Source organism: Streptomyces sp. NPDC001816, assembly GCF_042892235.1.
GTDB lineage: Bacteria > Actinomycetota > Actinomycetes > Streptomycetales > Streptomycetaceae > Streptomyces.
Genome location: NZ_JBIATY010000013.1, coordinates 186171 through 199119, shown reverse-complemented (window position 1 = coordinate 199119; position 12949 = coordinate 186171). Strand labels below are relative to the sequence as shown.

Genomic DNA, 12949 nt, shown 5'->3' with positions numbered 1-12949 from the left:
CGGATATGAACGCAGACGGACGTACCAGGCTCAACCAGACGCCCGAGTGGACCGCTCTCACCAAGCACCGGGAGGAGCTGGCCGACACCCATCTGCGCGAGCTGTTCGCCGCCGATCAGGAGCGTGGCGCCGGATACACCCTGCAGGTCGGCGACCTGTACATCGACTACTCGAAGCACCTGGTCACCGACGAGACGCTGCGGCTGCTGCGTGAGCTGGCCGCCGCGACGGACGTCTTCGGCCTCAGGGACGCCATGTTCCGCGGCCAGAAGATCAACGTCACCGAGAACCGGGCGGTGCTGCACACCGCGCTGCGCGCCCCACGGGACGCGGTGATCGAGGTCGACGGGGAGAACGTCGTCCCGGCCGTGCACGCCGTCCTGGACAGGATGAGCGACTTCGCCGAGCGCGTGCGTTCGGGCGCGTGGACGGGGCACACCGGCAAGCGCATCAAGAACGTGATCAACGTCGGCATCGGCGGCTCCGACCTGGGTCCCGCGATGGCCTACGAGGTGCTGCGCAGCTTCACCGACCGCGACCTCACCGTCCGCTTCGTCTCCAACGTGGACGGCGCCGACCTGCACGAGGCCACCCGCGACCTGGACCCGGCCGAGACGCTGTTCATCATCGCCTCCAAGACCTTCACCACCATCGAGACGATCACCAACGCCACCTCGGCCCGGAAGTGGCTGCTGGACGCGCTCGGTGCCGAGTCCGCGGTGGCCAAGCACTTCGTGGCCCTGTCGACCAACGCCGAGAAGGTCGCCGAGTTCGGCATCGACACGGCCAACATGTTCGAGTTCTGGGACTGGGTCGGCGGCCGCTACTCCTACGACTCCGCGATCGGCCTGTCCCTGATGATCGCCATCGGGCCCGACCGCTTCCGGGAGATGCTCGACGGCTTCCGCCTGATCGACGACCACTTCCGCACCGCGCCCGCCGAGTCCAACGTGCCACTGCTCCTGGGCCTGTTGGGCATCTGGTACGACAACTTCCACGACGCCCAGTCGCACGCGGTGCTGCCGTACAGCCACTACCTGTCCAAGTTCACGGCGTACCTGCAGCAGCTGGACATGGAGTCCAATGGCAAGTACGTGGCGCGGGACGGCAAGAGGGTCGAGTGGCAGACCGGCCCGGTGGTCTGGGGCACGCCCGGCACCAACGGACAGCACGCCTACTACCAGTTGATCCACCAGGGCACCAAGCTGATCCCGGCGGACTTCATCGGCTTCGCCGAGCCGGTCGCCGAGCTGAGCGGTGAACTCAAGGCCCAGCACGACCTGTTGATGGCCAACTTCTTCGCCCAGACCCAGGCCCTCGCGTTCGGCAAGACGGCCGAGGAGGTCCGTGCGGAGGGCGTGCCCGAGGAGCTGGTCCCGCACAAGACGTTCCCGGGCAACCGGCCGACGACCACGATCCTCGCGCGCGAGCTGACCCCGTCGGTGCTCGGCCAGCTCGTCGCGCTCTACGAGCACAAGGTGTTCGTCCAGGGCGCCGTCTGGAACATCGACTCCTTCGACCAGTGGGGCGTGGAGCTGGGCAAGGTCCTCGCCAAGCGCGTCGAGCCGGCCCTGACCGAGGGCACTGAAGTCCCCGGCCTGGACGTCTCCACGAAGGCCCTGGTCGCGAAGTACCGGGAGCTGCGCGGCCGTAGCTGACGCCATCGCCCGAGCGCTGCCGCGGACGATTCTTCTGTGCGTTTTCTGTGCGCGTCCCCTAGGGTTCCCCTGGATTCAGGGGAGGACACGCGTGAGACGCAGGAGGTTCGCCGCGGCAGTCGCGGTGGCCGTGTTGGGAGTGTCGGCGGTGGGCTGCGGCAGCAGAGACCAGCAGCCGGAGGCGGAGAGCAGCGGGCCCGCGGTCATGGCGGAGACCAAGCCGGCCTATTCCGGACTGGAAGCCGTGCCGGAGCGGCTGGAGGCGGACGGGACGACCATCACCGTCGGTGACCCGCACGCCAGGGTGACCGTGCACCTGTACGAGGATCTGCGGTGCCCGGTCTGCGAGGAGTTCGAAAGCACCGGGGGAGCCCCGCGACTGCGCGAGGCCATGATCCGGCGGGGGGCGAAGACCGAGTACACCCTCGCCTCCTTCCTGGACGACCGGCTCGGCGGCAACGGCTCCAAGAAGGCGGTCAACGCCCTGCGGGCCGCGCTGGACGCGGGCAAGTTCGCCGAGTACCACGACCTGCTGTACGCCAACCAGCCCGCCGAGAGCGTCGACGGATTCACCGACGCCTACCTGCTCAAGCTGGCAGGGCGGATCCCCGGGCTGCGCGGCAAGGCGTTCGACTCGGCCGTCACAACCATGAAGTACCGCTCGTTCGTGACCGCCGCCCAGAAGGCGTACGTACGCGCGGGCGGGACCCGGGATCCGCAGGGACCGGGCACCCCCACCGCCGAGATCAACGACGTACGCGTCCCGCCGGAGAGCAACGGTGTGCTGTTCGATCCGGACGTGTTCGGCCTGCTGCTGTTGAAGTTCGGGGCGGGGCCGGGGAAGTAGCAGGACGCCGATTTCCGGGCCTGCGGAACCGGGCTCAGGCCACCGCGCTCAGCGTGTCCGCCAGGCGGCGGCGGGCCGCCCGGGCCGCGGGGAGGGCGGCCAGGGCCGCGGCTCCCAGTACGGCGCCCGCGGCCAGCAGGAGCAGCAGGCCGGGCGAGGGCGACTGGGCGATGCCGGCGCCGATGCCGTTGGAGCTGCCCTGGGCGTCGATCAGCCGGTGCGCCAGCGGCAGCCCCAGGGCCGTACCGGCGAGGACCGCGGCCAGGGCCGTGCAGGTCGTCGCCGTGACGGTGATCGCGGTGATCTGCCGAGGGGACATGCCGATCGCCCGGAGAGCGAGCATGTCGCGCTCGCCCTCCCGGACGCTTCCGCCGATCGCGGTGAGCAGCTCGACGAGCCCGATGAGGGCGAGCACGGCGATGAGCCCGGCGACGACCGCGCGCAGCGGGGACAGCCCGTCGGCCGGGTTGGTCACGGCGTGCACGTCCAGGTGCCCGTTTCCGGCTGTGGCCAGGGCGGAGGCGACCTGATGCGGGTCGGCGCCAGGGCGCAGCCGCAGCTGGTAGAAGGCCGGGGACAGCCGCGGGTCGTTCTCGCGCAGGGTGTCCAGGGAGGTCGTCACGACCCGGCCGGCGTTCTGCGGTTCGATGCTGCGGCCCACGATGTGCAGGATCTGCGGCTGCTCGCCCAGCGTCATCCGCACCCAGTCGCCGACCCGCACATGCAGCAGGTCCAGCAGGCCCTGGCCGGCCACGGCCTCGTCCGGTCCGTGCGCGGCCCGGCCCTCGGCGAGGGTGTAGGGGTAGGGCTGCGAGCGCGTGCCGAGGCCGCGCAGGGCGATCGTCCCGGTCTGACCGGGGACCAGCGCGGCGAGTTCGACGCCCGGGTAGGCGGCGGTGACCTGGTGGTTCGCCGCCAGCAGGGCCCGCACGTCCGGGTCGCTCAGATTGCCGTCCGAGCGGAGGGTGAGCGCCGTCGGCAGGCCCACCCGTTCCGGGCTGCTGTGGAACCGGTCGATGGTGGTCCATGCGCTGAGCGCCACCACGATCAGCAGCAGCGGAAGCGTCAGCCGGGCCACGCCGGCCAGCGACCGGCCGCGGCCGGCGAACGCCTTGTGGCAGCCCAGGACCAGCGCGGCCGGCAGCCGCAGCCCCAGGGCACGGCGGGCCAGGCCGGTCAGCCGGCCGCCCGCCGGAGCCGACGGGCGGGGCACCGGCACCGGAGGCACCCGGCCCGCCCGCCAGGCCGCGAGTCCCGTGGTCAGGCCGATGAACAGCACCGCTGCCACGGGCACCGCGGACAGCGCCACGGTGTGCCCCGGCAACCCCTGCCACACGCCCACCGCGTCGCCGAGCCGCCCAGGGACCCGGGTGCCGAGACTCTCGGTCACCGCGGCTGCGGCCACCGCACCCAGCGCGGCGTACGCCAGATGCTGGAGCAGGAAGATCCGTACGACCTGGCCCGGCGTGAAGCCGATCGCCTTCAGCACCGAGATGTCCCGCAGATGGCCCCGGATGCGGGTGCCGATCGCCCCGTGCACCGCGAATCCCGCGGCCACCAGGGCGCCGATCCCGAACAGGCCGAGCACCTGGCCGAGGAGCCGGTTCTCGCCCTGTGCGTCGGCCCGCGCCTGCTGCCAGGTGGAGACCTCGCCGACCGCGCCCGCGCCCAGCACGGTGACCGCGCGCTGGACCGCGTAGTCCGTGTCGGAGGGGTCCTTCAGGCGCAGCCCGGTCACCTGGCCGCCGGGGGCCCGCACGGCGGACGGCAGCGCCCAGACGAGCCCCGGCTGGGCGCCCGGGCTGTAGCCGGGCTCCGCGCTGTCGGCGATGCCCTCGACGGTGAGCGTGCGGGCGGTGCCGGGGAGCGTGAGGGTGTCGCCGGGCTCGGCCAGCAGGGCCCGGGCCAGCCGGGTCTCCAGGACCACGCCGTCCGGCTGCGCCGGGTCCAGCCACCGGCCGGCGGTGAGCAGCGGGCGCCCGACGGCGGGCAGCTGCGGGGTGCCGCGCAGCTCCACGGCGGCGCGGGTGCCGCGGGAGGCGACGGTGGCGGCCTCGGTCCGGTAGGGGCCGGCGACGGACTCGACGCCGTCCAGCCGGGCGAGCCGCCGGGCGTCGGTGGAGGCTGCCGTGTGGATCCAGACGTGGGCCCCGCGTGCCTGGGTGAAGGTCCGCTGCCACGGGTTGGTGGCGTAGCCGAAGAGGGCGGCGGCCAGCAGCAGCGAGGCGACGATGCCGGCGGTGGCGAGCGTGATGAACAGCGCCTCGCCGCGGTGCGTGCGCAGATCGGAGTGGGCCCAGCGCAGGGTGGCTCGCACGGCTCAGTCCCCGGCCCTGGGCAGTCGGCGCGCCATCAGTCCCTCAGCTCCAGCACACCCGAGGTCCCGGGCTTGCGGGACGGGGCGGCGTCCAGTGCGGCGTCGTCGGCTATGCGGCCGTCGAAGAAGCTGATCACCCGGTCTGCGGCGCTGGCCAGCCGGGCGTCGTGGGTGACCAGCACGATGGTCTGGCCGCGCCCGTGGAAGCGGGACAGCAGCCGCATCACCTCACGGGTGCCCTTGCTGTCGAGGCTGCCGGCGGGCTCGTCCGCGAGCAGCAGCGGCGGGTGGTTGACCAGGGCGCGGGCGAGCGCGACCCGCTGCTGTTCGCCGCCGGACAGCTCGCCCGGCATGCTGCGCTCCTTGCCCTGCAGACCCAGCTCGGAAAGGAGCGTCTCGCGCTCGGCCCGGGCCCGCTTCGGCGGGACGCCGGCGAGCAGGGCGGGCAGCTCGACGTTGTCGGCGACCGACAGGTTCGACACCAGGTTGAAGAACTGGAAGACGATCCCGATGGCCTTCCTGCGCTCCACCGCCCAGCGCGCCTCGCTGAAGGAGTCCGTGCACCGGCCGTCGAGCCAGATGCTGCCCTCGTCCGGCCGCTGCAGGCCGCCGAGCAGGTGCAGCAGCGTGGACTTGCCGGCGCCGGACGGTCCGGTGATCGCCACGAACTCGCCCCGCTCGACGCTCAGGTCGACCCCACGGACGGCACGCGCGGGCGCGCCCTCGCCGTGGTGGGTCTTCACCAGACCTTCGGCGCGCAGCACAGGAGCGTGGGCGTCGCTCACTCCAGCTCCTCCAGTTCCTCCTGGCACCGCTCCAGCCAGTCGAGGTCGGCCTGCAGGTGCAGCATCGCGCCCTCTATGAGCAGATGGGCGATTCGGTTGTCCCGGTTCTCGGCCGCGGCCAGCTTCGACAGGTTGCGCATGGTGTTGAGGTACTGGCGCCGCTGCTTGTTGATGAGGGCGATCTGCTCGACGAGACCGGTCTGCGGGGCGAGCGCGAGCTTCATGAAGAACTCGTCCCGGACCCGCGGCTCGTCCTCGGTCTCCTCGAACCAGGCGTGCAGCGCCTCCCGCCCGGCGTCGGTGAGGTGGTAGACCTTCTTGTTGGGCCGGCTGGCCTGCTCGACGTCCTCGCCCGCGATCAGTCCCGACTTCTCGAGGCGGCCGAGGGTCACGTAGATCTGGCCGACGTTCGGCTGAGGGTACGCGGAGCCCAGCAGTTGCTCAAGGTCCTGCTTCAGCTCGTAGCCGTGGGCCGGGCCACGTGCCAGGAGTGCCAGGAGGGCAAGGCGCACTCGTGCTCTCCTCCTGTCTGCTCAATGTGCTCCAGGCCCTAGTATCGCCCATACCTAACAGGTATACATGGCCTCTGACCGTCGGGCGAGGGTGCCCGTGGCCGGGTGTACGTGTTCAGGGAGGAACCTATGCGGTGGATGCGCGCCGCCGGTAGGGGGCTCCTTGTTCTGGCCGTGGTCCTGTCCGGGTACACGGCCTCCGGTGCGCATGCCGACGAGGGTGACCGGACCGGTCCGCTCACCCTGGCCACCGCCGGTGACCTCACCGGCTACCTCGGTCCGCTCCTTGCGGGCTGGAACCGTACGCATCCCGCGGAGAGGGTCACCCTCGTCGAGCTGCCGGACTCCGCCGACGAGACCCACGCGCAGATGACCACCGACCTGCGCGGCGGCGACCGGGGCCGGTTCGACGTGCTCAACATCGACGTCAACTGGACCTCGGAGTTCGCGGCCGCCGGCTGGATCCGCCCGCTGCCGCGCGACCGCTTCCCGCTGAAGAGCTTCCTGCGGCCGGTCGTGGACACGGCCACGTACGAAGGGCGGCTGTACGCCGTGCCGTACGTCACCAACGCCGGGCTGCTGCTGTACCGCAAGGACGTCCTCGCCAAGGAGGGCGTGCCGCCGCCGCGCACCTGGGCCGAGCTGGAGCACGACGCGAAGACCATCGCGCCGAAGTACGGCCTGGACGGCTACGCGGGCCAGCTCCTGCCCTACGAGGGCCTGACCGTCAACGCGGCCGAGGCCGTGTACTCGGCGGGCGGCTCCATCCTCGGCGACGAGGGCACCCGCGTGACCGTCGACTCGGACGCGGCCCGCGAGGGCATCGGCTTCCTCGCCCGCGGTCTGCGCGAGGGCTGGATCCCGAAGGCGGCGCTGACGTACAAGGAAGAGGAGTCCAAACAGGCCTTCCAGGACGGCCGGCTGCTCTTCCTGCGCAACTGGCCCTACGCCTACGCCGTGGCCTCGGCCAGGGGCTCCAAGGTCGCCGGCCGGATCGGCGCCGTACCGCTGCCCGGGCCCGACGGTCCGGGCAAGAGCGTCCTCGGCGGCTCCAATCTGGCGGTCAACACCCATGCCCGGCACCCCGACTCGGCCGCGCGCCTGATCGCGTACCTCACCAGCGAGGGCGTCCAGCGCCAGGTGCTCACCCGGGGCTCGCTGCCTCCCGTGCGCGCCGCGCTCTACGAAGATCCCGCGCTGGTACGGAAGTTCCCCTATCTGCCGACCCTGCGCACGGCCGTCCTCACGGCCGCTCCGCGCCCCAAGAGTCCGCACTACGACCAGGTCAGCCTGGTGGTGCAGGCGGTCGTGCAGGACGCGCTGACCGGGCACGAGACGCCCGCGGCCGCGGTGCGCCGACTCGCGCGCGAGCTGGCCGCCGTCTCCAGTCGCTAGTTACTTGTTAGGTAACGCGGATATCTCATCTGGCTCCAGAGTGCCCCGGTAAGTCCGTATTTGTTACCCCAACTCCCCAGTAGCCTTCGTTCTTTTCATTGACACCCTCGCGACACACCTACCTAACATGCATGCATAACTGCTGCCCTTCACAGAGACAGGCCACAGGGTTGAACAGGCATCATTGGTGGCGTGACGCGGTGATCTACCAGGTCTACGTCCGCAGCTTCCTCGACAGCACCGGCGACGGCATCGGCGATCTGGCCGGAGTCCGCGCGGGACTGCCGTACCTGAAGAAGCTCGGCGTCGACGGGATCTGGCTGAGCCCCTTCTACCCCTCGCCCCAGCACGACCACGGCTACGACGTCGCCGACTACTGCGGCGTCGACCCGCTCTTCGGCGACCTCGCCGAGTTCGACCTGCTCATGGCGGCCGCCCGGCGGCTCGGCGTCAGGGTGCTCCTGGACATCGTCCCCAACCACTGCTCCAGCGAGCACCCGTGGTTCCGCGAGGCCCTCGCCGCCGAGCCCGGCAGCCCGGCCCGAGCCCGCTTCCACTTCGCCGACGGCCGCGGCCCGGACGGCAGCGAGCCGCCCAACAACTGGCACGCCATGTTCGGCGGCCCGGCCTGGACCCGGATCACGGACGCGGACGGCCGCCCCGGCCAGTGGTACCTGCACATGTTCACGCCCGAACAGCCCGACTGGAACTGGCGCAACCCCGAGATCCCCGCCGAGTTCGACCGCGTCCTGCGCTTCTGGCTGGACCGCGGCGTGGACGGCTTCCGCATCGACGTCGCCGCCGGCCTCTACAAGCACCCCGAACTGCCCGACTCCGACGACCCGGAGGCCGACGCCCGCACCCGCGACTCGGTCAACCCGCTCGCCTGGAACCAGCCCGAGGTGCACGACGTGTGGCGGCACTGGCGCGCGGTGTGCGAGGAGTACACGGCACACGACGGACGCGAGCGGCTGCTGGTCGGCGAGGTCTCGGTCCCCACCGCCCGCGAACACGCCCAGTACGTCCGCCCGGACGAACTCCACCAGGCCTTCTTCTTCGACCTGCTCGGCGCGGCCTGGGACGCCGACGCCTTCCGCAAGGTCGTCTCCGAGGCCATGCAGGACATAGCCGGCACGGGCTCGACGGTCACCTGGGTCCTCAACAACCACGACCAGGTCCGCACCGTCACCCGCTACGGCGAACCCGCCACCGAGGGCAGCGGCCTCGGCCCCGCCCGCGCCCGCGCCGCCGCGCTGCTGATGCTGGCGCTGCCCGGAGCCGCGTACATCTACCAGGGCGAGGAACTGGGTCTGCCCGAGGTCGTCGACCTGCCCGACGACGTGCTCACCGACCCGATCTTCCGCCGCACCGGAAGCCGCGCCCGCATCCGCGACGGCTGCCGGGTGCCCCTGCCCTGGTCCGGGCAGGCCTCCCCGTTCGGCTTCACCTCCGGCGCCGAGAGCGCCAAGCCGTGGCTGCCGCAGCCGTCGTACTTCGCCGAGTACGCCACCGACCGCGCTCTCGCCGACACCCGCTCCTTCTGGCACCTGTACCGCGACGGCCTCCAACTCCGCGCCTCGCTGCCCCAGTTGGGCGAGGGTGCGCTGCGCTGGCTGGACACCCCGCCGGGCGTCCTCGCCTTCGTCCGCGGCGACGACCTCGTCTGCGCCGTCAACTTCGGTACGTCCCCCACGCCCGCGCCGGTCTCCGGTACCCCCCTGTTGTCCAGCGGTTCCTGTCCGGCCGGGGTGCTGCCCGGCTCGACGGCCGCCTGGTGGCTGAGCGACTCCGACCTCTGATCCTCCGCCAACTCACACCCCTCGAAGGGACATCAACGATGATGCGACGCCGTACCACCCTGCTCACCAGCTGCACCGCCCTCGCCCTGGCCCTCGGCGCGACCGCCTGCGGCGGCGGCCCGGTCACCGCGGGAGGTGGCGACAAGGCGCTCAGCGGCCAGACGGTCACCGTGGCCGGCGTCTGGTCCGGCAGCGAGCAGAAGAACTTCCAGAAGGTGCTCGACGCGTTCACCGCGAAGACCGGCGCCAAGACGCAGTTCGTCTCCACCGGCGACAACGTCTCCACGGTCGTCGGCAGCAAGATCGAGGGCGGCAACGCGCCCGACGTCGTCATGGTCCCGCAGGTCGGCGTGCTCCAGCAGTTCGCACAGAAGGGCTGGCTCAAGCCGCTGTCCCCGACCGCCGGGCAGACGGTCGACGCCGACTTCGCGCCCGTGTGGAAGAAGTACGGCAGCGTCGGCGGCACCCTCTACGGCCTCTACTTCAAGGCCGCCCACAAGTCGACGGTCTGGTACAGCCCCGACGCCCTCGCCCAGGCCGGCGTCAAGCCGCCCAAGACCTACGACGAGATGCTCAAGGCCGGGCACACCGTCTCCGACTCCGGGCTCTCGGCCTTCGCCGTCGCAGGTCAGGACGGCTGGACGCTCACCGACTGGTTCGAGAACATCTACCTCTCCCAGGCCGGACCCGAGAAGTACGACGCCCTCGCCGCCCACAAGCTGAAGTGGACGGACGCCTCGGTCGTCAAGGCGCTCACCACGCTCGGCAAGCTCTTCAAGGACAAGCAGCTGATCGCCGGCGGCCAGAAGGGGGCGCTGAACACCGACTTCCCCAGCTCGGTCGAGAAGGTCTTCGGGCCCAAGCCCGAGGCCGGCCTGGTCTACGAGGGCGACTTCGTCGCCGGCGTCGCCCACGACCAGTTCCAGAAGACCATCGGCAAGGACGCGAACTTCTTCCCGTTCCCGGCGGTCGGCGGCGGCACGGCACCGGTGGTCAGCGGCGGCGACGCGGCCGTCGTCCTCAAGGACGGCAAGAACGCCAAGGCGGGCATGAAGCTCCTGGAATACCTGGCCACCCCGGAGGCGGCGGCCGTGTGGGCGAAGGCGGGCGGCTTCCTGTCCCCGAACAAGAAGCTCGACCTCGCCTCCTACAGCGACGACGTCACCCGGGCCACCGCCAGGTCCCTCGTCTCGGCCGGGGACTCGGTCCGCTTCGACATGTCCGACCAGGCACCGGCCGCCTTCGGCGGCACCAAGGGCGCCGGCGAGTGGAAGCTCCTCCAGGACTTCCTGCGCGACCCCTCCGACCCGAAGGGCACCGCGGCGAAGCTGGAGTCCGCGGCGGCCAAGGCCTACCAGGGCTGAGCGGACAGATGACCGCCACCACACTCGCCGAGCGACAGGCGAACCCGCGGGCCGCAGGCGCGGCCCGCGGGCGCCGCGGCCGGCGGCGCGCCCGCACCGTCGCCCTGCTCTTCGTCTTCCCCGCCCTGCTCCTGCTCGGCGCCCTCGTCGTCTACCCGGTGCTGTTCTCCGTCGGCCGCAGCTTCTTCGACGCCTCCGGCACCCGGTTCGTCGGCGGCGACAACTACGCCGAGATGTTCCGCGACCCGGCCACCCTGAAGGCCATCCGCAACACCACCATCTGGGTCGTCGTGGCCCCGGCCCTGCTCACCGGCCTCGGCCTGATCCTGGCCGTGTTGGTGGAGAAGGTGCGCTGGGCCACCGCCTTCAAGCTCCTGCTGTTCATGCCGATGGCCGTGTCCTTCCTCGCCGCCGGCATCATCTTCCGGCTCGCCTACGACGAGGACCCGGACAAGGGCGTCCTCAACGCGGCCGTGGTCTCCGTCCACGACGCCTTCACGGGGACCTCGTCGTATCCGACGGCCCGGGCGCGCGACGGGCAGGGCCTCAGCCCGGGCCGGGACGGCTCGTATCTGACGGACGCGGACCTGTCCCCGGGGCACTCGGTGGCCCTCGGCCTGGTGGGCGTCCTGCCCAAGGACCTGCCGAAGGGCACCTCGCCCGCCTATCCGGCCGCGGCCCGCACGGCAGCGGCCGACGAACTGCGCGGCGTGGTCTACCTGGACTTCACGCCCGGCGGGGGAGGGAAGCAGGGCAGGGTCGACCCGAAGGAGCGCGGCCTGCCCGGCATGAAGGTCGAGGCGCTGCGCGACGGAAAGACGGTCGCGAGCACCACGTCCGCGTTCGACGGCTCCTTCCGCTTCTCCGGGCTCGACCAGGGCTCGTACACCGTGAAGCTGCCCGCGTCGAACTTTGCTCCGCCCTACCAGGGAGTCTCCTGGCTCGGCCCGACGCTCGTCACACCGGCGATCATCGGCGCGTACCTGTGGATCTGGACCGGCTTCGCGATGGTGCTGATCGGCGCGGGCCTGTCGACCCTCCCACGGGACGCGCTGGAAGCCGCCCGGATGGACGGCGCGAACGAGTGGCAGATCTTCCGCAGGATCACGGTCCCGCTGCTCGCCCCCGTGCTGACCGTCGTGTTCGTGACCCTCGTGATCAACGTGATGAAGGTCTTCGACCTCGTCTACATCATCGCGCCGGGACCGGTGCAGGAGGACGCCACCGTCCTCGCGACCCAGATGTGGCTGGTGTCCTTCGGCGGTGGCAACAACCAGGGCCTGGGCAGTGCCCTCGGTGTGCTGCTCCTGCTCCTGGTGATTCCCGCGATGGTCTTCAACGTCCGCCGCTTCCGAAGGAGTCAGCGATGAACTCGGCCATGAACACGGTCAGGCGCGGCCTGGGCAACGGCCTGGTGCAGGCGTTCCTCGTGGTGATCGGCCTGGTCTGGCTGACTCCGCTGGCGGGACTGTTCGTGTCGTCCCTCCGGTCGGCCCAGGACACGGCGAAGGGCGGCTGGTGGACCGCCCTGGCGAGCCCCGGCCAGTTGTCCTTCGACAACTACTCGGCGCTGCTGAAGAACTCCGGCATGACCCAGGCGTTCTGGAACACCGTGCTGATCTCGGTGCCGACGACCGCCCTGGTCGTCGTCATCGCGGCGCTCGCCGGATACGCCTTCGCCTGGCTGGACTTCCCCGGCCGCGAACCGCTGTTCCTGCTGGTGGTGGCCCTGTTGGTGGTGCCGGTGCAGATCGGCCTGCTGCCGGTGGCCAAACTCTTCGGCCAACTGGGCCTGTTCGGCACGATCCCCGGCGTGGTCCTCTTCCACGTCGCCTACGGCCTGCCCTTCGCGGTGTTCCTGCTGCGGAACTACTTCGCGGAGATGCCGAAGGAGATGCTGGAGGCCGCGCGCATGGACGGTGGCAGCGAGTGGCGCATCTTCACCCGTCTGGTCCTGCCGGTGGGCCGCCCGGCCATCGCCAGCCTCGCCATCTTCCAGTTCCTGTGGGTCTGGAACGACATGTTGGTCGCCCTGCTCTTCGCCGACAGCTCGTCCCAGCCGCTGACGGTTGAACTCCAGTCCCAGATCCGCCAGTTCGGCAGCAACATCGATGTCCTGGCCCCGGGCGCGTTTCTGTCCCTGATCGTGCCGGTGGTGGTGTTCTTCGCGTTCCAGCGGCACTTTGTGCAGGGGGTGATGGCGGGGTCGGTCAAGTAGTCACCCCGACACAGCCAGGGGGCTCCGCCCCCTGGACCCCCGGCCTATGCCCAC

At 71.1% G+C, this 12949-nt stretch carries 10 protein-coding genes; 7 read left to right on the top strand and 3 right to left on the bottom strand.

Going from position 1 to position 12949, the window contains the following annotated elements; translation table 11 throughout:
* Nucleotides 1–5: 5 nt before the first annotated feature.
* Together pgi and ACFYZZ_RS36310 are read left to right on the top strand one after the other, a co-directional pair.
* Nucleotides 6–1658, top strand: a complete 1653-nt coding sequence (pgi, locus tag ACFYZZ_RS36315) for a glucose-6-phosphate isomerase (RefSeq protein WP_389185535.1) — start codon at nt 6–8, stop codon at nt 1656–1658.
* Nucleotides 1659–1749: 91 nt separating this feature from the next.
* On the top strand, nt 1750–2505 hold the full coding sequence (locus ACFYZZ_RS36310) for a DsbA family protein (protein WP_389185532.1): 756 nt from the start codon (nt 1750–1752) through the stop codon (nt 2503–2505).
* 34 nt (nt 2506–2539) lie between these two features.
* Here ACFYZZ_RS36310 and ACFYZZ_RS36305 read toward each other — a convergent pair whose 3' ends face one another.
* The 3 genes from ACFYZZ_RS36305 to ACFYZZ_RS36295 are packed head-to-tail and all read right to left on the bottom strand — an operon-like array spanning nt 2540 to nt 6119.
* Nucleotides 2540–4822: an FtsX-like permease family protein gene (locus ACFYZZ_RS36305; protein WP_389185529.1), complete on the bottom strand. Its 2283-nt coding sequence runs from the start codon at nt 4820–4822 to the stop codon at nt 2540–2542.
* A 35-nt stretch (nt 4823–4857) separates the two neighbouring features.
* Entirely contained in the window at nt 4858–5607 is a 750-nt protein-coding gene (locus ACFYZZ_RS36300) for an ABC transporter ATP-binding protein (protein ID WP_389185526.1), read from the bottom strand.
* Complete coding sequence (locus ACFYZZ_RS36295) at nt 5604–6119, bottom strand: PadR family transcriptional regulator (protein WP_389185523.1); 516 nt, start codon at nt 6117–6119, stop codon at nt 5604–5606. Before ACFYZZ_RS36295 ends, ACFYZZ_RS36300 begins: the two co-directional genes overlap by 4 nt.
* A gap of 129 nt (nt 6120–6248) precedes the next feature.
* Here ACFYZZ_RS36295 and ACFYZZ_RS36290 point away from each other — a divergent pair, with 129 nt between their 5' ends.
* The 5 genes from ACFYZZ_RS36290 to ACFYZZ_RS36270 all read left to right on the top strand — a co-directional run bounded on the left by ACFYZZ_RS36290 (nt 6249) and on the right by ACFYZZ_RS36270 (nt 12895).
* Complete coding sequence (locus ACFYZZ_RS36290; RefSeq protein ID WP_389185520.1) at nt 6249–7514, top strand: ABC transporter substrate-binding protein; 1266 nt, start codon at nt 6249–6251, stop codon at nt 7512–7514.
* Nucleotides 7515–7645: 131 nt separating this feature from the next.
* Nucleotides 7646–9313 carry a glycoside hydrolase family 13 protein gene (locus ACFYZZ_RS36285; protein WP_389185517.1) on the top strand — a complete coding sequence of 556 codons (1668 nt, stop codon included), beginning with the start codon at nt 7646–7648 and terminating at the stop codon, nt 9311–9313.
* 38 nt (nt 9314–9351) lie between these two features.
* On the top strand, nt 9352–10677 hold the full coding sequence (locus tag ACFYZZ_RS36280; RefSeq protein ID WP_389185514.1) for an ABC transporter substrate-binding protein: 1326 nt from the start codon (nt 9352–9354) through the stop codon (nt 10675–10677).
* Nucleotides 10678–10685: 8 nt separating this feature from the next.
* Nucleotides 10686–12047, top strand: a complete 1362-nt coding sequence (locus ACFYZZ_RS36275) for an ABC transporter permease subunit (protein ID WP_389185511.1) — start codon at nt 10686–10688, stop codon at nt 12045–12047.
* 8 nt (nt 12048–12055) lie between these two features.
* On the top strand, nt 12056–12895 hold the full coding sequence (locus ACFYZZ_RS36270) for a carbohydrate ABC transporter permease (RefSeq protein WP_386574474.1): 840 nt from the start codon (nt 12056–12058) through the stop codon (nt 12893–12895).
* The last annotated feature ends 54 nt before the right edge of the window (nt 12896–12949 follow it).

What these genes read in the sequence shown, in the direction of transcription:
- ACFYZZ_RS36280 (WP_389185514.1), top strand. Translation starts at nt 9,352, where the DNA reads ATGATGCGACGCCGTACCACCCTGCTCACCAGCTGCACCGCCCTCGCC.
- ACFYZZ_RS36270 (WP_386574474.1), top strand. Translation starts at nt 12,056, where the DNA reads ATGAACACGGTCAGGCGCGGCCTGGGCAACGGCCTGGTGCAGGCGTTC.
- ACFYZZ_RS36275 (WP_389185511.1), top strand. Translation starts at nt 10,686, where the DNA reads ATGACCGCCACCACACTCGCCGAGCGACAGGCGAACCCGCGGGCCGCA.
- ACFYZZ_RS36290 (WP_389185520.1), top strand. Translation starts at nt 6,249, where the DNA reads ATGCGGTGGATGCGCGCCGCCGGTAGGGGGCTCCTTGTTCTGGCCGTG.
- ACFYZZ_RS36285 (WP_389185517.1), top strand. Translation starts at nt 7,646, where the DNA reads ATGCATAACTGCTGCCCTTCACAGAGACAGGCCACAGGGTTGAACAGG.
- pgi (WP_389185535.1), top strand. Translation starts at nt 6, where the DNA reads ATGAACGCAGACGGACGTACCAGGCTCAACCAGACGCCCGAGTGGACC.